Origin of the sequence: Oleiharenicola sp. Vm1, assembly GCF_047777955.1 — a bacterium.
Taxonomy (GTDB): Bacteria; Verrucomicrobiota; Verrucomicrobiia; order Opitutales; family Opitutaceae; genus Didemnitutus.
This window is the reverse complement of sequence record NZ_CP180537.1, coordinates 4,250,675-4,270,538: the sequence shown is the minus strand read 5'-3', so window position 1 is coordinate 4,270,538 and position 19,864 is coordinate 4,250,675. Positions and strand designations below refer to the sequence as shown.

Genomic DNA, 19,864 nt, shown 5'->3' with positions numbered 1-19,864 from the left:
TTAAACCATCGGCCGGAATTTTCCGACCACGCCGGTGAGACATGCCGTGATTTGGCCGAGGGAGCAAACTTCGACCGTGTTCACGAGTTCGCCGAAGACGTTGCCGCCGTTGCGGGCGACGTTTTCGAGGCGCTGCAGCGCTTCGGGGGCTTTCTTGGCGTGCTTCTTCTTGAAGGCTTTCAGGCGCTCGACTTGCAGGCGCTGCTTTTTCGGCGGCGTGCGGGCGAGGGGGACGTTCGGGTGCGCTTCTTCGGAGACGTATTTGTTCAGGCCGATGATCGGGCGCTCGTGCGCGTAGATCTGTTTCTCGTAGGCGTGGCCGGCTTCTTGTATTTTGCTGCGCTGGTAGCGTTGCTCCATCGCGGCGATGACGCCGCCGAGCGTGTCCATCTCGCGGAAGACATCGAGGATGCCCTTCTCGACCTGGCGCTCGAGCGCGAGCAGGCCGGGCGCGCCGCCGAACATGTTCATCATGTGCTTAAACACGCCGGACTCCTCGAGGATGATCGACTGGCCGTGCGAGGCGAGGAGCGCGTATTTCTCGGTCGGCGTCGTGAAGGGCTCGTCGGCGGAGTTGGAGTGGCACGAGTTGGTGTAATTCATGTAGGCCAGCATCAACTCGACGGCGGTGCGCGTGAGGTTGTTCTGGAACTCCGCGGCGATGAGCGAGCGGCCGGAGGTCTGCGTGTGCAGCTTGAGGATCTGCGCCTTGGCGTCGGCGCCGAACACGTCGCGCATGCCGATGGCCCAGATGCGGCGGCAGACGCGGCCGAGCACGAGGTATTCGACGTCGAGGCCGCAATCCAAGAAGAACGAGAGGCGCGGGCCGAAGGCGTTCACGTCGGCACCGCGCTGCTTGAGCAGCTCGACGTAGGTGAAGCCGTTCGAGAGCGTGAACGCGGCTTGTTGCACGGGCGTCGCGCCGGCCTCGGCGATGTGGTAGCCGGAGATCGAGACGGGATACCAGCGCGGCATGTTGGGCACGCACCATTCCATCATGTCGCCGAGGAAGCGGAGCGAGGCGTCGACGGGGAAGATGACTTCGTTCTGCGCCTGCACTTCCTTGAGCATGTCGGCCTGGATGGTGCCGCGGAGATTCGGGACGCAATCGGCGCCGAAGCGGCGCTTCGCGGCGGCGATGAACATCGCGAGGATGATTGGCGCGGGGGCGTTCATCGTCATCGAGACGGAGGCGTCCTTGCGCGTGAGGTCGAAGCCGGCGAAGAGCCGCTGCATGTCCTCGACGGTGTCGATCGCGACGCCGCCCTCGCCGACCTTGCCGAGCACGCCTTCGTGGTCGGAGTCGAGGCCGTAGAGCGTGGGGCCGTCGAACGCGGTGGAGAGGCGGATGCTTTTTTGGTTTCGCGAAAGGTATTTGAAGCGCGCATTGGTGTCCTCCGCGAGGCCGAGGCCGGCGAAGAGGCGCATGGGCTCCTCGCCCGTGCCGCTGTCGCGGTCGAGATACATCTCGCGGTAGGCGGCGGTGGCGTAGGGGAACTGACCGGGCAGGCCCTGGCCGAGGAGGTAATCGGCGATGGCGCCGGGCTCGTCGGTGTCGGGGAGGGCGAGGCGCGGGATCTTCGTGCCGGTGGGCGAGGACGTGTAGTCGACGGACGCGCGGATTTTCTCCCACTTCGTGCGGAGTTCGGCGGCGTAGGCGGCGTCGGTGCGCGCGCGGGCGACCTCGGCGCGGACGAAGGCGTTGTAGGTTTCGACGGAGTCGGCGATTTTTCCGAGCTGGCTCATGCGTGGGAGACGGAAAGTTGAGAGTGAGGGTTGAGAGCTGAGAGACGGCGGGTAGGCGCGGCGTTTTCGGTAGGGGCGCTTGCCCTCAAGCGCCCTGCGCAGGGCCGTTGGGGGCAACGGACCCTACGGCGTGGTGCCGTTCGTGGCTCATGCGAGTTTCAGCTGGCAGGCAGGTTCGCCGCCGGTGGAGAGGGTGAGGCCGCCGCGTTCGGCAAGGGCGCGGAAGAGCGCGTCGACGCCCGGGTCGAAGTGCTTGGCGGCGGTGGTGGTGTGGAGGGTCTGGCCCTTGCCGTTCTGGTCGAGGCGCGCCTGGATCTCGGCCTTGGCGGTGTGCGCCATCGGGTGGTCGCATTTGTTCAGCGCGACGAAATCGGCGCCGTTGAGCAGCGCGATCTTCTGCAGCTGGATGCGGCCGCCGTAGTAGGGCGCGAGGACGAAGAGCGTGGCGTCGACGAGCTTCCTGCCGCCGAATACGCCGAAGGGATCGCTCTCCTGGCCGACGCCGACGGACTCGACGAGGATGAGGTCGAACTCGCCGGAGGCTTTCAGAATGTCGATCGCAGCGGGGGCGGCGGCGCTGAGGCCGGTGAGGCTGCCGCGCGTGGCCATGGAGCGGAAGAACACGCGGTCGTCCTGCGCGTAGATCGCGCTGACGCGGTCGCCGAGGATGGCGCCGTGCGAGTCGGGGTGCGACGGGTCATTGGCGAGGATGGCGATGCGGCCCTGCGGGACTTTTTTGAGGAAGCGCGAGGTGAGTTCGTCGATCAGCGTGGACTTGCCGGCGCCGCCGGGGCCGGCGATGCCGAGGACAAAAGAACGCGCAGCGTTCTTTCGTCGCAGTTGAGAGTTGAGAGTTGAGGGTTGAGAGACGCGGTGCGGTTTTTCGAAGGCGGCGGTTTCCGCGATCGTGATGGCGCGGGCGAGGGCGCGGTCGCCGCGGAATTTCGCGTTCGGTTTCGCGTCGCGGGCATACTCGCGCTTGATCAGCGCCATGATGTCGTCGAGCGGCGTGCCGGCGAAGAAGATGCGGTCGGTGCCCTGGCGCTTCATCACGCGCTCGTCGGCCGGCGTGATCGTGCCGCCGCCGCCGCCGAAGACGGGGATGTCGCCCGAGCCGCGCGCCTTCAGCTGGTCGACGACCTCCTTGAAGAAGACGATGTGGCCGCCGTTGTAGGAGCTGAGGCCGACGACGTTGGCGTCCTCCTGGATGGCGGCGCGCGCGATGGTCGTCGCCGACTGGTGGTAGCCGAGGTAGATGACCTCGATGCCGTGGCGGGCGAGTTCGATGTTGATGGTCGTGACGGCGCTGTCGTGCCCGTCGCAGATCGGCACCGCAGTGAGGATGCGGAGCGGAGCGGCGGGAGCGACGGCGGCGCGGCGGGGGGTAGCGGCGGCCATAGGTTGGCTATGACATACGGCGGTGGGCGGCGTGCGCAACTGCGGCGCGGGCGCGCGCGGGAAATCGCAGCGGCGCTAATACGGCCCTATGAGCGGCGAATGACCGCGCCGCGCGGATGCGGCGCGACGCGGAGAGGGCAGTGGGCGCGGCGTTGCGGGTTCGACAGCGCGGGGCGGGGGCGTAGGCTCGCGGCATGCACTTCCGAGACTTGAGCGAGGCGCAGCTGCTGGCGGTGGCGATCGGCGCGGAGGAGGAGGACGCGCGCATCTACCGGGATTTCGCCGAGAGGCTGCGGGCGAACTTCCCCGCGTCGGCCGAACTCTTCACGCGCATGGCCGAGGAGGAGGACGGGCACCGGCACCGGCTGATCGAGGTGTATCGCGCGCGGTTCGGAGAGCACATCCCGCTGATCCGGCGGCAGGACGTGAAGGGCTTTCTCGTGCGGCGGCCGGCGTGGCTGGCGCAGGCGCTGCGGCCGGAGCGGGCGCGCGAGGAGGCGGCGATGATGGAGATCGAGGCGCGGCGTTTCTACGAGGCGGCGGCGGCGCGCACGAGCGACGCCGGCGTGCGGCAGCTGCTCGGCGACCTGGCGCAGGAGGAAGGCCGGCACGAGGCGACGGCGGTGCTGGTCGACAGCGCGCAGCAGGCGTCGGGTCAGGTCGAAGCGGAGGCGCACGCGGCGCGACGGCTCTTCGTGCTGCGGTTCGTGCAGCCGGGGCTGGCGGGGCTGATGGACGGCTCGGTGTCGACGCTGGCGCCGCTCTTCGCGGCGGCGTTTGCGACGAACAACACGGTCGAGACGTTCAAGGTCGGCCTGGCGGCGTCGGTCGGCGCGGGCATCAGCATGGGTTTCGCGGAGGCGCTGTCGGACGACGGCAAGCTCAGCGGGCGCGGTGCGCCGTGGCTGCGCGGCGTGGTCTGCGGGGCGATGACGACGCTCGGCGGCATCGGGCACACGCTGCCGTATCTGGTGGGGAACTTCCGGCTGGCGACGAACGTCGCGATCGCGGTGGTGGCGGTGGAGCTCGCGGTGATCGCGTGGATCCGCAAGCGCTACATGGACACGCCGCTGTTGTCGGCGGTCTTCCAGGTGGTGGTGGGCGGCGTGCTGGTGTTCCTCGCCGGCTGGTGGATCGGCGCGGGGTGAGGCGCGGACCCAAAAGCGGCGGTCGGTGACCGCCGCCGGTGGCGCGCGCGGGGCCGTCAGCCCCGGCGGGAGCGCTGGCGCCGGACGGCGGCGACGACCGTCACGAGGCCGAGGCCGAGGAGGACGCAGGTCGACGGCTCGGGCACGGGCGTGAAGTTGAGCAGGAGGGCGGTGCTGTCGTTGCTGAGCGAGAGCGAGAACGTGCCCGCCTGGTAGGCGGTGAAGTTGCCGAGGTTGAGCACGAGGTTGCTCGAGCCGGACTCGCCGCTGCCGATGAGGCCGGTGATGGGCGCGGAGGTCTGGAGGATGGCGAGCGAGGCGGGGGAGCTGAAGTCGGTGCTGAGCGCGCCGAGCGCGTCGTTGGCGGCGGACCAGGAGTTGACCTGGATGGTGAACGGGTTGGCGACGGTGGCGGTGAGGGCGAACGTGCCGGTGCTGCTGACGACGATCTGGTCCCAGCCGCTGCCGGCGGAGCCGGCGAAGTTGGCGATGTCGAAGCTGGCGGTGCCGCCGCCCGCGAAGGTGAGGTTGTTGGTGAAGGTGAGCTGGCCGGGCGAGTTGCCGGGGGCGATCTTGACCTGCGGGCCGGCGGTGATGGCGGAGGCGATGGTGCCGTTGCCGCCGAGGGTGCCGCCGCCGGCGCCGAACGAGATGGCGTTGGTGAAGACGATGCCCGACGCGGCGCCGATGCCGCCGCCGTCGAGGACGATGGCGCTGGTGCCGAAGGCGGTGGTGCTGCCGGCGATGAGCATGCCGCCCTTCACGGTGGTGGTGCCGGTGTAGGCGTTGGTGCCGGAGAGCGTGAGCTGGCCGGCGCCGGACTTCACCAGGGAGGCGTTGACGCTCGCGGTGTCGCTGCCGGAGAAGTTGGCGGGCGTGCCGCCGATGTTGGCGTAGAGCGTGCCGTCGTAGGCCTGGTTGATCGTCAGGGTGGAGCCGGCGGCGAGGGCGACGAAGGAGCGGTTGTTGGTGTCGTAGCCGGCGGTGTAGCCGCCGCTCAGGCTGCCGATCGAGGGGGCGGCGGAGGTGAACTGGAGGTCGGCGCCGCTGCCGAGGTAGAGGCTGTTGCCGGTGCCGCCGAGGGCGGTGTCGGTGGCGGCGACGACGAGCGGCGTGCCGGTGGCGAGCGAGTCGCCGATCCGGATCCAGGAGGAGCTGAGGCCGCCGTTGGCGCCGTTGAGGGTGAAGGTGCCGTTGCCCGAGAAGGCGAGCAGCGAGGCGTTGCCGCTGAGGGTGCCGTTGAGGGTGAGGCCGTTGCCGGTGTAGGCCTGGGCCTTGGTGGCGAGGTTCTCGTCGTCGCTGGTGACGGGCACGCCGAACTGCAGGGCGCCGGAGGAGAAGGCGAAGTTGTTTTGCAGCGTGACCCCGGCGGTGGTGGCGGCGATGGTGGCGGGGGCGTCCCAGTCGTAGGAGCTGTTGACGGTGAGGGTGCCGGTGCCGAGCGGGCCCTGGGTGATGGCGCCGGAGCCGTTGACGGTGCTCGAGGCGCCGAGCAGCAGGTAGCCGCTGTTGAAGGTGGTGCCGCCGCCGAAGTCGCTGGCGCCGGAGGAGAGCTCGACGTAGCCGCGGCGGTGGAGGTCGCTGTTGGTGGCGCCGACGAGGAGAGAGCCGACGTTGGTGGCGAGCAGCGGGGCGTCGATCGTGAGCCAGCCGCCGTTGAGGCCGGTGACGGAGAGCCGGCTGGCGGACGGCGCGGTGAGGGTGCCCTGGAGATGGACGTGGGTGGTGGTGCCGATGAAGATGTCCTCGAAGCTGCCGAGGTTGACCGGGTCGGAGATGGTGCGGCCGTTCGGGTCGGCGGCATCGAAGCCGAGGACGGAGTCGGAGTTGTAGGCGTTGCCGGCGAGACGGGCGATGAACTGGGCGGGCGTGACGGTGCCGGCGCCGCCGGCGGTGAAATTCTCCGTGTAGCCGACATAGGCGCCGGAATCCACGGAGTAGCTCGAGCCGGTGGGCAGCGCGGTGGCGGAGTCGAGCACCACGATCGAGTGATCGCTCATGAGGTTGCCGGCGAAAGTGTTCGCGCCGCGCAGCCAGACGGTGAGCGGGTCGTCGCCGGAGGGCGTGCGGACGCGGACGCCGGCGGCGGTGGAGTTGGCGGGGACGCCGAGGTTGGTCTCGACGTAGAGTTTGCCGGAGCCGCCGCCGAAGACGTAGTTGCCGCCGCTGGGCGGGGTGATCGTGCCGGTGCGGAGGGTGGCGCTGGTCATCGTGCCGAGGCCCCAGAAGCCGGAGGTGGGGCCGCCGTTGTCGTTGGCGAAGCTGGCGAGGTTGACGGTGTCGGTGAAAACGGTGGGCGTGCTCGAGAGGTCGGGGTTGGTGTCGAAGCCGAGGGCGCCGTCGAAGGAGCCGGGCTGGTTGATCTTCGCGAGGATGGCCTCCAGGCCGCCGCTGTAGCCGGTGCCGACGTAGCCGCTGCTCGCGGCGATGGAACTGGTGGCGCCGAGCGAGCCGGGGGTGAAGAAGATCACGCCGGCGTGGTCCACGACCGTGGCGCCGGTGTAGGTGTTGTTGCCGGCGAGCACGGCGACGGGGAACGCGTTGTCCTCGTTGCTGGAGCTGGCGAGGGTGGTCTGCTCGCCGCCGCTGGAGTTGCTGGCGAAGGTGAGGGTGGTGGCGCCGCCCGCGGCGTTCGCGATGCCGCCGGTGAGGAAGAGTGCGCCGTCGACGCCCAAGCGCACCGTGGTGGCGGTGCTCAGCGGGGTGATGGCGCCGGCGAGGGTGATGCGGTCGGATTCGGCGGCGTTGCCGAGGGTGACGTTGTTGCCGAGGACGATGGCGTTGTGGAGCGTGACGTCGTCGGAGGTGCTGGTGCGCAGGCTCGTGTTGTCGCCGAGCGTGAGCGTGCCGGAGCCGACGGGGCCGGAGATCAGGTTCGAGTCGCCGAGCGCCGAGCTGGCGCCGACGTAGAGCGTGCCGCCCTGGATAGTGAGGCTGCCGAAGCCGCTGTCGCTGCTGTCCAGGATGAGCGTGCCGCCGCCGGTCTTGGTGAGGGAGGTGCCCGTGGCCGACTCCGAGATCCGCCCGTAGGCGTAGACCGTGCCGTCGTTGATGGCCCAGGTCTGGTTGCCGGCCAGCTCGATCCGCGAACCGAGCACGAGCAGGGAGTTGCCGGAGCCGCCGAAGGTCAGGCCGGCGTCGCCGAGGCGGAGCAGACCGCCGTCATCGCTGGAGAGGTAATAGTCCGGCATCGGGCTCGCGAACATCAGGCCGCGCGCCGCGAACGAATAGGGGAACTGGATCGCGAGATCGCTGCCGGAGGAGGCGCCCGTCGACGAACCGAACGCCAGCAGGGCATTGTCCCCCGAGGTCGGCGCCACGCCGCCGCTCCAGTTCGCGCCGGTGCTGGCGGAGGCGGATTTGTAGCCCGAGGTGCTCGTGGTCGAGTTGCCGGTCCAAGTGAAAGTGGTCTGCGCCGCGAGCCATCCGAACGACAGCAGGCAGCCGAGCAGCAGGCCGAGGCGGCGCGGAGCTTTCATGCCGCACGTGGTAGCGGCGGCACCTCTTTGGCTCAAGATTTTTGCAAGAGTGGGGCCGGTCGCTTTCCGGTGCGCACCGGTCCCGGCGCCGGGAAAATGACGGACGAAGATCGGTGGTGGGCCGAAAGCCGTAGCGTGCTTATTCGCTAGACCGGAGCGACTTGCGGAAGTTAAAAAATCCGGGCACGCGCATTGCAGTGTCGGCGGCGGCCCATGAAGTTCCCGCTCCCCTCCCGCTCCTCCGCTGCCGCGCGCCGTTGCGCGCTCCTGCTCGCCGCCGGTCTCGTGCTCGGCGCGCTGCCGTCGCCGCTTCGCGCCGGCTACGAGGACATCGTCAACGCGTTTGCCGCCCTTCGCTCGGACACGAGCTTTCCCGTGCAGGGGAAGGCGTTCAACGACATCGAGGAGACCTTCGGCCCGCGCCGCCAGCCCTCGCTCAGCGGCAGCTACGACTGGCATCGCGGCATCGATATCGACGGCACCGGCGGCGAAAACATCCTCGCGGCCTACGACGCGCAGTTCGAGAAGCTCGATTACTCTGCCAGCGCCGGCAACTACGTCGTCCTGAAGCACACGCTGCCGTCCTCCGTCGTCTACGGGACCAATCCCGACAAGCAGACTTGGACGACGTTCTACACCTACTACATGCACCTGAGCGACGACAGCGTGACGCTCATCAACAACGCCGGCTGGGCCAAGGGCTCCGCCATCACGGCCGGCACGACCATCGGCCACCTCGGCAACACCGGCGGCTCCGGCGGGGAGGCTTACGCCTACCACCTGCACTTCGAGCTCCGCTTCGGCACCTCGAACCCGCTGGAGAACCAGATCGCGGTCGGCGGCCTCACCGCGACCGACGCCTGGTTTGATCCGCATCTGCACCCGATGCTGCTCTTCAACCCCAACGATGCCACGCTGCGCGGCGCCTCCAGCGGCGCGACCTACGCGCAGTCGCTCTCGCTCCTCGCCGCGGGCACGCACGCCGACGGCCTGACGTTTCAATACACCTCGTCGCTCGACGAGCTGCCGCTGCTGAACCGCTTTGACGTGCAGGTGCGCGAGATCGCGAGCGGCAACGTCGTGCGCTCGCACACGCTCGATTTCAACCAGCGCCTCGGCTTCGACGCCTCGACCAACGCGCTGCTTGACACCCGCGACCTCACCCAGCCCTACAGCGCGCCGCAATACTTCGAGGATGCGGACACGACCTTCTCCTCGCAGCTCGTCGTGCCCACGAGCTGGCTCGGCGCCTACGCCTCCTCCGCGTATTCCGTCACCGTCACGGCGAGCGACATCTGGCTGAACTCGACGACGCTCACGACCTCCGCCGTGCCCGAGCCCTCGACCTATGCCGCACTCGCCGGGGCGCTCGCGCTCGGCGCGGTGGCATGGCGCCGCCGCTTCCGCCGCGCCTGACCCGCGGCGCGTGCGCGATTGACGCTCCGTCGCGCCGCTGGTGGAGTGGGCGCGGACCGATCCGGGCCGTCGCTCCGCCCCTATGTTCTCGGAATTTCGCGTCGTGTGCCGCTCGCTGGCCCGCGCCCCTGGTTATGCGGTGACCGTCATCCTGACGCTGGCGCTCGGCATCGGCACCGCGGCGGCGCTGCACAGCACGCTCAAGGGCTCGCTGCTGCTCCGCTTCGACTACGCGGAGATCGACCGGCTGGTGCGCGTGGAGGCGGTCTACCAGGGCTCGCCATTCCCGATCCAGACGTTCCTGGCGCGGCACCTGGCCTACCGGGAGCGCGCCCGGTCGCTCTCCGCCTTCGCCGGCGGCACGACGGACGCGCTCAACCTCGTGGTCAACGGCGAGCCCGAGGGCGTGAGCGTGGCGCGCGTCACGGCGAACTACTTCACCGTGCTCGGTGTCGCGCCGTTCCTCGGCCGCACCTTCGGTCCGAACGACGGGCAGCCCGGCTCCGAGCACGTCGCCATCCTCACCTTCGCGTATTGGAAGAGCCGCTTCGGCGCGGACCCGGCGATCGTGGGCCGGGAGATCCGACTCAACGAGCGCACCTACCAGGTCGTCGGCGTGCTGCCCGAGGAGTTCCGCTCGGCCTTCAACATGGCGGGCGGCCGCCTGTTCGTGCCGCTCGTGCTGCCGCCGGTGGCGACGCCGCAGACGGCCTTCAACAACCTGGCCACGATCGCGCGGCTGCGCCCGGGCGCGACGCGGGCGGAGGCGCAGACCGAGCTGCGCACCATCCGGCCCGAGCAGGGCCAGCCCTATGCCGAGTGGATGGGCAAATACCAGGCGGTGGTGAAGCCGATCGACGCGCCCCCGAGTTCGACGGCTACCAGCGCTACGTCGTGATGCAGTGGACCAGCATCGTGGCGGTGGCGTTCCTCTACCTGATCGCCTGCGTGAACGCCGGCAGCCTCATGCTCGTGCGCACCCTCGACCGCCGGCGCGACACCGGCATCCGGCTCGCGCTCGGTGCCGGACGCTGGGCGGTGGCGCGGCCGCTGCTGATCGAGGCGCTCGTGCTGTCGGCGCTCGCCATCGCCTGCGGCGTGATGGTGGCGAAGTGGCTGCTGCCCGCGCTGCTGGCGGTCGCCCCCGGCAGCGAGGAAAACACCTTCAAGGCGATCGCGCTCAGCTGGGAAACCCTCGGCTACCTCGCGCTCCTCGGCCTCGTCACGGGCGTGCTCGTCGCCAGCGGTCCGGCGTGGCGCGCGGCGCGTTTGAACGTGAACGAGGCGATGAAGGACAGCGGGCAGGGGACCGGCGAGAGCCGGCGCATGCGCCTGATCCGCCGCGTGCTGGTGGTGGTCGAGGCCACGCTCGCCGTCGCGCTGCTCGCGGGCACCGGGCTGATGATCCGGACGTTCCAGGCGCTGCAGGACTACGAGCCCGGCTACCAGACGGCGAACCGCTTCATCGTGAACCTGCGCCTCTCGCGCGAGGAGAACCTCAAAGCCGACGTGCGCCTCGAGCGCTACAAGCAGGTGGTGGAGCGGCTGAAGGCGGTGCCCGGCGTGGCGGGAGCGAGCCTGGTGGCGACGAACTTCACGCCGGCGTTCTTCGGGCCGGTGAAGATCAAGCTCGCCGGCCGGCCGGATGCCGGCGAGGTCGACGCGGCGCCGCACGTCCTGATGCCCGACGCGCTCGACCAGCTCGGCATCCCGCTCCGCGCGGGCCGGTCGCTCGCGGAGCTGCGCCCGGGCGACCCGGTGTCGGTCGTCGTGAGCGAGACGTTCGCCCGCAATTATTTTCCCGGCCGCAGCCCGCTGGGGGAGCGGATCGAGCTGAACGCGCAGGAAAAATGGGAGATCGTCGGCGTGGTCGGCGACATCCGCTCCGCGCGCACCGAGGCGAAGCCGCGCTACTATTTTCCCTACTGGCAGCAGAAGTGGAACACGGCCTTCAACCTGCTCGTGCACACCACGGCGAAGCCGGACCCGAAGTTCAACAGCGACGTGCGCCGGGCGATCTACGAGATCGAGCCGAAGTTCGCCGTGATGGCGGTCACGGGCCTCGACCAGCAGCAGAAGTCGGAGATCAACACCGAGCGTTTCGTGATGGCCGCGCTCGAGGTGCTGGGCGGGCTGGCGCTGCTGCTGGCCATGCTCGGGCTGTTCGCGATGATGTCCTACTCGGTGGCGCAGCGCCGCGCGGAGTTCGGCATCCGGCTGACGTTCGGCGCCACGCCGGCGTCGCTGCGCTGGCTGGTGATCCGCAGCGGGCTCGTGCTCGCCGCGCTCGGGGTCGTGCTGGGCCTTGGCATCGCGTGGGGCCTGTCGCGCCTGATGACCGCGGTGCTCTACGGCACCCGGGGGCCGACCCGCTCGTGTTCGGCCTCGTGGGCCTGGTGATGTTCCTCGTCGCGCTGCCCGCCTGCGCCTGGCCGGCGTGGCGCGCCGGCAAGGTCGACGTGGTGAAGCTGCTGCGCGCGGAGTGATTTTATGCTGACCACCCTCAGGATCGCGGTTCGCTCCCTCACCCGCAGCCCGGCGCACACGCTGGCGGTTGTGGTCACCATGGCGCTGGGCGTGGGGGCGGCGGCGACGTTCTACAGCATGATCGCGCAGGCGCTTTTCCCGCGCGTCGCCTACCCCGAGCCGGAGCGGCTGGTGCGGATCGAGCTGTCGAATCCCAAGATGCCGAGCTCGCAGGCGCCCTTCCTGCTGAAGTATTTCGCCTACCGGGAAGCAAAGTCGTTCGCGGCGGTGGCGGGCGCCTCCTACGAGGCGGTGAACCTGCTCGTCGACGACGAGCCGCAGGGCCTGTTCGCGGCGCGCGTGACGGATAATTTCTTCGCGCTGCTCGGCGTGCAGCCGGCGCTCGGCCGCACGTTTTTGCCGGAGGAAACCCAGCCCAACGCGGCGAAGGTCGTGGTGCTCAGCGACTGGTTCTGGCGCAACCGCCTTGGCGCCGACCCGCGCGTGCTGGAGCGGGAGTTGAAGGTCAACGGCCACCCGCACCGCATCGTGGGCGTGCTACCGCGCGACTTCACGCCGCCGGTGGTGGTGCCGGGCGAGCGCAGCGTGTTCCTGCCCTACGCCCTGCCGGCGGCGGCGGGGAATGCCGAGGCGTTCCTGCCGATCGTGACGCTCGCCCGCCTTGCGCCCGGCGTGACGCCCGAGCAGACGCGCGCCGAGCTGGAGACCTTGCATCCCGAGCAGGGCAAACCCTACGAGAAATTCATCCGCGACTATCGTGTGCGCGTGACGACCGCGATGGAGCCGCCGGACAACGTGTGGGTGCATCGTTATCATCGGATGCTGTGGATCAGTCTGGGCGCCGTGGGCTTTCTTTACGCGATCGCCACGGTCAACGCCGGCAGCCTCGTGCTCGTGCGCATGCTCGGCCGGCGGCGCGAGATCGGCGTCCGGCTCGCGCTGGGCGCGCGGCGGCGGGATGTGCTGCGGCCGTTGCTTGCGGAGGGATTGCTGATGTCGGTCCTCGCGGTGGGTCTCGGCGCCATGATTGCGAAATGGCTGATGCCGCTGCTGCTGACGCTCGCGCCGGGCGGACGCGATGGCGCCGTCGCGCAGCTGAGTGGCGAGGGGCTGGCGTTTCTCGCGGTGGTTGGGACGCTCACGACGCTGGCGGTGGTGATCATGCCCGGCTGGCATACGACGCGGCTGAGCATCCAGGACGTCGTGAAGGATGGCTCCGCGGCGGCGGGCGAGAGCCGGGCCACGCGGCGGTTGCGCGGTGCGCTCGTGGTGATCGAGGCGGCGCTGGCGGTCGTGTTGCTCACGGGGGCAGGCCTGATGGTGCGGTCGTTCGCCCACATGGCCCGACAGAAGCCGGGCTACGAACTGGAGCATCGTTACACCGTGATGTTGAGCCGGCCGATGCGCGAGCGGCCGAGCGCCGAGCAGTTGATCGAGCAGCGGCGGGTGCTGCTGGAGCGGGTGCGGAGCATCCCGGGCGTGGCGAGCGCGGCGCTCTCGATGGGCGCGGTGCCGTCCTACTACGCGCCGCAGAAAACTAAAATCTTCGGTCGTGAGGACAGTCCGGAGATCGAGGCTGCGGGCAATCCATGCTCGCCGGAGTTGCTGGAGGCGCTCGGAATTCCGTTGCGGCTCGGGCGTCCGCTGTCCGCGCAGCGCCCCTCCGATCCGCCCGCGATCTGGATCAACGAGACGATGGCGCGGCTCTTTTTCGGCGATCGTAATCCGGTGGGTGAACGGGTGGTGGGCTTCGACCAGAAGCCGTGGGAAATCGCGGGGGTGGTGGGCGACCAGATCGCGCAGCGCGACGGGGCGAAGCCGCGGTTTTTCTTCCCCTATTGGCAATCGCCCTACTGGGCCGCCGACGAAGTGCTGCTCAAGCTCTCCGGCGCGCCGGGTCCGAAATTCGAAGCGCAGGTGCGCCGCGCACTCTACGAGGTCGCACCCACCGTCGCGGTGATTGGCCTCTATCCGCTCGAACAGCATCGGAAATGGGAGGTGAACAACGAACGGCTGGCGTTCGCGCTGCTGCAGGTGCTCTCGGCGCTCGCGCTGCTGCTGGCGGCGACCGGCTTGTTCGCGATGATGGCGTATTCGGTGGCGCAGCGGCGCGCGGAGTTCGGCGTGCGGCTCGCACTGGGTGCGATGGGCACGTCGTTGTATCGACTCGTGCTGAGCGCCGGCGCGGGGCTCGCGGCCCTCGGTGTCGCAATCGGCCTCGCGGCGGCGTGGGCTTTGTCCCGTTTTCTCGAATCGCTGCTGATCGGCACGCCTTCGCACGACGCGCTGACGTTCGCCGCGGTGGGATTGCTGATGCTCGTCGTCGCCTTGCTCGCGTGCTGGTGGCCGGCGCAGCGGGCGGCGCGCGTGGACGTGACGGAGCTACTGCGCGCGGAGTGACGCGCGCAGCTCGACTCAGAAGTCCGCCGTGCCCGGGGTGCGGGCGAAGGGGATCACGTCGCGGATGTTGCCCACGCCGGTCACGAACATGAGCATGCGCTCAAAGCCGAGGCCGAAGCCCGAATGCGGCACGCTGCCGTAGCGGCGGAGGTCGAGATACCACCAGTAGGCTTTCTCGTCGAGGTGGTGCAGCGCCATGCCTTCGCGGAGCTTTTCGAGGCGCTCCTCGCGCTGGCTGCCGCCGATGATTTCGCCGATGCCGGGGACGAGCAGGTCCATCGCCGCGACCGTCTCGCGGCCGGGCGCGCACCCGTCGTTGGCGCGCATGTAGAACGCCTTGATCGCGCGCGGGTAGTTGTAGACGGTCGTCGGGCACTTGAAGTGTTCCTCGGTCAGGTAGCGCTCGTGCTCGGCCTGGAGGTTCGCGCCCCATGCGACGGGATGCTCCCAGGTCTTGCCGCTCTTCTCGAGGATCTCGATCGCCTCGGTGTAGCTGCAGCGGACGAATGGCTTTTCGAGAACGAAGTCGAGGCGGGCGAGGAGGTCCTTGTCGACGAACTTGGAGAAGAACTCGAGGTCGGCCGCGCAGTGCTCCTTGGCGTCGCGGATGAGGTATTTCACGAATTCCTCGGCGAGGTCCATGTTGCCGTGGATGTCGCAGAACGCGACCTCGGGCTCGATCATCCAGAACTCGGCGGCGTGGCGCGAGGTGTTGCTGTTCTCGGCGCGGAACGTCGGGCCGAACGTGTAGATGCTGCTCAGCGCGTGCGCGAAGATCTCGCCTTCGAGCTGGCCCGATACGGTGAGAAACGCCTTCTTGCCGAAGAAATCCTTCGCGTCATCGACGTGCTTGCCGTCCTCGGTGCGCGGCGGGTTCGCGACATCGAACGTCGTCACGCGGAACATGTCGCCCGCGCCCTCGGCGTCGCTCGCCGTGATGATCGGTGTGTGGACGTAGTGGAACTGCTTGTTCTGGAAAAACTGGTGCACCGCGTAGGCGAGGCGGCTGCGCACGCGGAAGACGGCGCCGAACAGGTTCGAGCGCGGGCGCAGGTGCGCGATCTCGCGCAGGAACTCCAGCGTGTGGCCCTTCTTCTGCAGCGGGTAGGTCGCGTCGGCCTCGCCGAGCACGGTGAACTTCGTCGCGACGACCTCCCATTTCTGGCCGGCGCCCTTCGACTCGACGAGCTTGCCGTGCACCTCGACGGAGGCGCCGGTGTTGGCCTTGGCGACCTGCGCGTAGTCGGGCAGCGAGGCGTCGACGATGACCTGCATGCCCTTGAGGCAGGAGCCGTCGTTGAGCTCGATGAACGAGAAGGCCTTCGCATCGCGGCGGGTGCGGACCCAGCCCTGGAGGAGGATGGCGTCGCTCGGAGCGGTGGCGTTGTGCGCGTCTTTGACGAGAGTGCGTTGCATGGCGGAAAAGGGCTTCGAACCAAGCGGCGCGCGCGCGCCTTGGCAAACCCGATATGACGCGGCGGCGCTGGCGGGTGGCCGCCCGATGCCCGGAGGCGGATTTTATCCGGGCAACCCGACGACGTGCGCGCCGCTCTAACGACGCATGATACCGACTGATCGTCCGCCGGCAAATCACGCCATGCGCTTGCTGCTCGCGGTGCTCGCCGGCGCCGGATTGGCCCTGTGCGCCAGCTGCCACGCGCGAGCGGTGGCGCCCTGGTTCTCGTCGGCGCCGCCGGAGCGTCCCGCCGCCGTCGCGTCGTCCCGGCCCGCGGTCGGGGCCGGCATGCCATCGGGCGGCGCGGGCGCCGCCCGGTGAGGCGGCGGGCGGGCTAGGGAGCCGTCGCGCTCAGCGGCGCGTCCTCGTCGCGTTCCAAGCCGACGGGATAAAGGAGGTGGCGGTCGTCGTAGAACTTCGAGCGGCGGTAGAACCACTGCAGGCGCGCGGTGGGGTTTTTCGCGAAGGCCGGCTCAGCGGCGAGCTTGGCCTCGAACTCGGCCTTCAGCTTGGGATCGTCGGCGAGCATCTTCTCCGCCAGCGGGGCGATGACGTAGCCCTCGATGTATTCCGTGCGCTGGAGGATCTCGGGGAAGAAGCCCCAGGCGAGGAACGACTCGTCGCTGACCGGATCGAGCAGCATCATGGCGAGGTCGCCGAGGGGCTGGTCGGTGGAGATGCGCACGGAGCCGGCGGGGTAGACCTCGTCGCGCGTCTCCCAGTCGAGGTGGTCGAACTTGAGCGTGTGGTGACCCTCGAAGGGCAGGGCGGAGGGCTTCGGGCCGGTGAGGCGCGCGAGGGTGACGCGGACGGTGGTGTCCTCGCTCAGCTCGTTCATCTCGATGCCGTGGGCGCGGAGGCGCTCGATGAGCTCGGGCTTCGTCACGGGCACGTAGAACGCCTTCGGGCGCGCCAGCGTGGCGCCGTTGCGGTCGAGGTGGACGGGGATGCCGGCGTAGGTTTTCGGCGTGCCGAGCCAGCGCACTTCCTTGGTGCCGGAGGCGGGTGAGTCGTAGGTCTCGAAGGCGATGCCGGCGAAGTCGAACTTCGCGTCGGTCTCCCGCGGCACGCCGAAGTTGGCGGCGAGCTTCGCCGGGCGGGTGTCGCTGTCGGCGTCGATCGCGGCGCGGACGCCGGCGGCGTTGTCGCCGAGGCCGCGGAGGGCGGCGGCGAGGAGCACGTAGGTGCCGAGCACGCGCTGCTTGTAGGGCTTGAGCGAGTGGTTCTCGACGAGGATGGACGGGATGTGGCGCAGGTCGCCGTAGCCGTTGGAGAAGCGCGGAGTCGTGGTGCCCATGCCGATGCCCTCGGCGAGGTCGCGGTTGTTCTGGGCGAAGATGAGCGGGCCGGGCTGGTGGCCGGCGGCGGTGAGGGCCCGGTCGAGGAGGGGATCGAGGACGTCGTCGAGCCACTTGCCGATCTGCGGCGACCAGGCGAACTGCCCGCCATAGCCGTTGTGACCGAAAGTGATGTCGTATTGGTAGTCGATGCCGTCGGTGACGTGGAGGTCGAGGTAGAGCTCGGGCTGCCAGTCGTTGAGCACCTCGAGCAGCGCGCGCATCTCGGGCGCGTCGGCTTTCATGTAATCGCGGTTGAGGTTCAGGTTCTGCGCGGTGGTGCGCCAGCCCTGGTGGACGGGGCCGCGCTGGTTCGGGCGGTTCCGCTCCGAGCTGCGCTCGTGGCCGTCGGCGTTGAAGACGGGGATGAAGAGGAAGTTCGCCTTCTCCAGCAGCGGGGCCTGGGCGCCGAAGGCGAGGTCGCGCAGGAACATCAGGCCGGCGTCCTTGCCGTCGATCTCGCCGGAGTGGATGCCCGCCTGGGCGAGCAGCGTCGGGCGCCGGTTGGCCGTGAGCGCCTCGGCGGTCTCGGCGCCCTCCTGGCTGGCGACGACGAGGTAGAGCGGGCGGCCCTGTGCGGTGCGGCCGAACTCGACCAGCTTGATCCGCGGCGAGGCGGCCGCGAGCTTCTCGAGCCACGCGATCGTGTCGGCGTAGTTCGGCGAGTCGGTGAGGCCGGTCTTCTCCGCCGGCGTGATCCACGGGCTGTCCGGCGGCGCGACGAGGGCCTCGCTGGCGCCGTGCCAGGCGGGCGCGGGCGGCAGGAAGTCGGAGGGCGAACTCGCGAGCGCGAGCGGCGCGGCGAGCAGGGCGGCGGACAGCAGGCGGGTTTTCATGCGCAAAGCCGCGACGATGCGCAGCGGACCTGAAAACGAAAGGACCAATCGCGGCGCGCCGGGCGCGCTACGGGAGCGCGAGCCCGAGCTTCTCCATGCGGAGGAAGCCGCGTTCCTCGCGCACGTCGGCGAAGCCGAGCGAGCGATACAGCGCGCGGGCGCGGGCGTTGTCGGGATAGACGTAGAGCGAAAAGGCCTGGACGGGCAGGAACGTCGGCGCCACGCGCAGCAATTCGCGGCAGAGGACGCGGCCGAGCCCCTGGCCGCGCCGGGCGGGGGCGACGATGATGCGGGCGAGGTGCGCGTAATCGTCCTCGCGGTGCATCACCTGCCCGAAGCCCACGATCTCCTCCCCGGGGGCCAGGCAGAGGACGAAGGCCTCGCCGGCGACGTGGTGGAGGTTTTCCCAGAGCTGCTGGCGCGAGACCGGAAAGCCGATCGACGGCCCGGCCCACCGGCGCATCGCCTCCGCGTCCGGCGCCCACGGCAGCACGACGTCGAGGTCGTCGGGTTTCGCGGGGCGGAGGCGGCAGGAGGGAGGCACGCGGCGGAGGCTGGCGGGATTTTTCTTCCTCGTCAGCACCGGGTTTCGCCGGGGAGACTCCCCGCCGTGAATCCCGAGCGCGCCCGCCGCCTGCTTTGCCGCCTGCAAGACGCGATCCGCGCCGCGGTGCTCGCCGCGCGCGTCCGCGGGACGGCGCGGCTCGCGCGCATCGCGGCGGTGACCGCGGCCGACACGATCTACGCCATCGACCGGGTCTCCGAGGCGGCGGTGCAGGACTGGCTGGAGGAAAACTGGCCGCGCACCGCGCCGCTGGAGCTGGTGATGGAGGGGCTGGCGGAGGACGCGGCCCACACCTTCCCGCGCGGCACGCCCGTGGCCGCGACGCGGTGGAAGCTCCTCCTCGACCCGATCGACGGCACGCGCGGCCTGATGTTCGACAAGCGCAGCGCCTGGAGCCTCGCCGGGCTGGCGCCGCAGCGCGGGGCGCGCACGACGCTGGCCGACATCACCGTCGCCGCCATGACCGAGCTGCCGACGGCGAAGGCCGGCTGCGCCGATCAGCTCAGCGCCGTGCGCGGGCGCGGCGTGCGCGCGGAACGCATCGACCTGCGCGACGGGCGCCGGCGGCGGCTCGCGCTGCGGCCGTCGACCGCACGCGACGTGGCGCACGGCTTCGCGTCGTTCGCGAAGTTCTTCCCCGAGGGCAAGGCCTGGCTCGCGGCGCGCGAGGAGGCGTTGTGGCGCGAGCTCGGCGTCGACGGCGCGGCGAACGGCCAGCCGGTGTTCGACGACCAGTATCTCTCGACCGGCGGCCAGCTGCACGAGCTCATCGCCGGACACGACCGCTTCGTCGCGGACCTGCGGCCGCTCGCCTTCGCGCGGCTCGGGCTCGCGCGCGGCGCGGCGCTGGCCTGCCACCCCTACGACCTTTGCGCGGAGCTGATCGCGCGCGAGGCCGGCTGCGTGGTCACCGCGCCCGACGGCCGGCCGCTGCGGGCGCCGCTCGACACGACGACGCCGGTGGCCTGGACCGGTTACGCCAACCGCGCGCTGGCGCGCCGCCTCGCGCCGGCGCTGCGCCGCGTGCTCGCCCGGAAATGAAAAGGCGAGGCGCGCCGCCTCGCCGGGAAGGGATGCGGGAGCGCGCGGCTCAGTCCTTCGTCTGCTCGATGACGGTGACCTTGCCGTTCTGGAAGGTCACGCGGATGCGCTCCTCCACCTCCGGGTGGTAGACGTCGGCGTAGACCGGCTGGTAGTAGACCCGGTAGGTGTTGAGGTAGCGGTCGAAGTAGACGCGGCGGTGGTAGCCGGCGAAGTGCGTGCCGTCGTAGCGCTCGAAATACGTGCTGTAGATCCACACCGTCTGCGCGCCGGTGGCGGTGCGCGCCTCGCGCTTCTGGTCGGGGGCGCCGAGGGCGAGGTAGACCATGTCCTCGGTGTAGCCGATGTCGATGATGCCCTGCTTGATCTTCTCCTGCGTGGCGGCGTCGAGGCTGGCGAAGAGCTGCGGGTTCTTCGCGATGCGGCTGTCCACGGTTTCGCAGCCGGCCAGGAGCAAGGCGCCAAGCGCGAGGAGGAGCGGGAGAATCCGGGTTTTCATGGCGGGGAAGGAGACGCCCCGGAACCTACGCGGGTTCCGTGGAAATGCGAGAATGC

14 protein-coding genes are annotated in these 19,864 nt (G+C 69.8%); 7 read left to right on the top strand and 7 right to left on the bottom strand.

Annotation, left to right across the window (positions count from 1 at the left end; genetic code table 11):
• Together ACMYLB_RS20455 and ACMYLB_RS20450 are read right to left on the bottom strand one after the other, a co-directional pair.
• On the bottom strand, positions 1 to 1,746 hold the full coding sequence (locus tag ACMYLB_RS20455; protein WP_415908791.1) for a methylmalonyl-CoA mutase family protein: 1,746 nt from the start codon (positions 1,744 to 1,746) through the stop codon (positions 1 to 3).
• Positions 1,747 to 1,893: 147 nt separating this feature from the next.
• The gene (locus ACMYLB_RS20450; protein ID WP_415908790.1) at positions 1,894 to 3,144 is read right to left on the bottom strand and encodes a cobalamin-dependent protein; all 1,251 of its coding nucleotides are present in this window, start codon (positions 3,142 to 3,144) and stop codon (positions 1,894 to 1,896) included.
• Between the two features lie 194 nt (positions 3,145 to 3,338).
• Here ACMYLB_RS20450 and mbfA point away from each other — a divergent pair, with 194 nt between their 5' ends.
• Positions 3,339 to 4,292 carry an iron exporter MbfA gene (mbfA, locus tag ACMYLB_RS20445; RefSeq protein ID WP_415908789.1) on the top strand — a complete coding sequence of 318 codons (954 nt, stop codon included), beginning with the start codon at positions 3,339 to 3,341 and terminating at the stop codon, positions 4,290 to 4,292.
• 56 nt (positions 4,293 to 4,348) lie between these two features.
• Here mbfA and ACMYLB_RS20440 read toward each other — a convergent pair whose 3' ends face one another.
• Positions 4,349 to 7,771, bottom strand: coding sequence for a beta strand repeat-containing protein (locus tag ACMYLB_RS20440; protein ID WP_415908788.1), 3,423 nt, complete (start codon positions 7,769 to 7,771; stop codon positions 4,349 to 4,351).
• A 213-nt stretch (positions 7,772 to 7,984) separates the two neighbouring features.
• On the opposite strand from ACMYLB_RS20440, the gene ACMYLB_RS20435 reads away from it, so the two are divergent.
• The 4 genes from ACMYLB_RS20435 to ACMYLB_RS20420 all read left to right on the top strand — a co-directional run bounded on the left by ACMYLB_RS20435 (position 7,985) and on the right by ACMYLB_RS20420 (position 14,074).
• Positions 7,985 to 9,187, top strand: coding sequence for a M23 family metallopeptidase (locus tag ACMYLB_RS20435; protein WP_415908787.1), 1,203 nt, complete (start codon positions 7,985 to 7,987; stop codon positions 9,185 to 9,187).
• 103 nt (positions 9,188 to 9,290) lie between these two features.
• Positions 9,291 to 10,085: an ABC transporter permease gene (locus ACMYLB_RS20430; RefSeq protein WP_415908786.1), complete on the top strand. Its 795-nt coding sequence runs from the start codon at positions 9,291 to 9,293 to the stop codon at positions 10,083 to 10,085.
• On the top strand, positions 10,007 to 11,587 hold the full coding sequence (locus tag ACMYLB_RS20425; RefSeq protein ID WP_415908785.1) for an FtsX-like permease family protein: 1,581 nt from the start codon (positions 10,007 to 10,009) through the stop codon (positions 11,585 to 11,587). The genes ACMYLB_RS20430 and ACMYLB_RS20425 overlap by 79 nt, the downstream gene beginning before the upstream one ends.
• Positions 11,588 to 11,677: 90 nt before the next feature.
• Positions 11,678 to 14,074, top strand: a complete 2,397-nt coding sequence (locus ACMYLB_RS20420; RefSeq protein ID WP_415908784.1) for an ADOP family duplicated permease — start codon at positions 11,678 to 11,680, stop codon at positions 14,072 to 14,074.
• 15 nt (positions 14,075 to 14,089) lie between these two features.
• On the opposite strand, the gene asnS is transcribed toward ACMYLB_RS20420, so the two are convergent.
• Positions 14,090 to 15,490 (bottom strand): asparagine--tRNA ligase, encoded by a 1,401-nt coding sequence (gene asnS / locus ACMYLB_RS20415; RefSeq protein ID WP_415908783.1) that lies wholly within the window; start codon positions 15,488 to 15,490, stop codon positions 14,090 to 14,092.
• Between the two features lie 181 nt (positions 15,491 to 15,671).
• On the opposite strand from asnS, the gene ACMYLB_RS20410 reads away from it, so the two are divergent.
• Entirely contained in the window at positions 15,672 to 15,851 is a 180-nt protein-coding gene (locus ACMYLB_RS20410) for a hypothetical protein (RefSeq protein ID WP_415908782.1), read from the top strand.
• A gap of 13 nt (positions 15,852 to 15,864) precedes the next feature.
• Here the strand turns inward: ACMYLB_RS20410 and ACMYLB_RS20405 are convergent, their stop codons facing one another.
• Both ACMYLB_RS20405 and ACMYLB_RS20400 read right to left on the bottom strand, forming a co-directional pair.
• Positions 15,865 to 17,703, bottom strand: coding sequence for a M14 family metallopeptidase (locus ACMYLB_RS20405; RefSeq protein WP_415908781.1), 1,839 nt, complete (start codon positions 17,701 to 17,703; stop codon positions 15,865 to 15,867).
• A 67-nt stretch (positions 17,704 to 17,770) separates the two neighbouring features.
• A complete protein-coding gene (locus tag ACMYLB_RS20400; RefSeq protein WP_415908780.1) occupies positions 17,771 to 18,247 on the bottom strand; it encodes a GNAT family N-acetyltransferase in 477 nt (158 codons plus the stop codon).
• 66 nt (positions 18,248 to 18,313) lie between these two features.
• Between ACMYLB_RS20400 and ACMYLB_RS20395 the strand changes: the two genes are divergently transcribed.
• Positions 18,314 to 19,309 (top strand): inositol monophosphatase, encoded by a 996-nt coding sequence (locus tag ACMYLB_RS20395; protein ID WP_415908779.1) that lies wholly within the window; start codon positions 18,314 to 18,316, stop codon positions 19,307 to 19,309.
• 49 nt (positions 19,310 to 19,358) lie between these two features.
• On the opposite strand, the gene ACMYLB_RS20390 is transcribed toward ACMYLB_RS20395, so the two are convergent.
• Positions 19,359 to 19,808 (bottom strand): hypothetical protein, encoded by a 450-nt coding sequence (locus ACMYLB_RS20390; RefSeq protein WP_415908778.1) that lies wholly within the window; start codon positions 19,806 to 19,808, stop codon positions 19,359 to 19,361.
• Positions 19,809 to 19,864 lie beyond the last annotated feature (56 nt).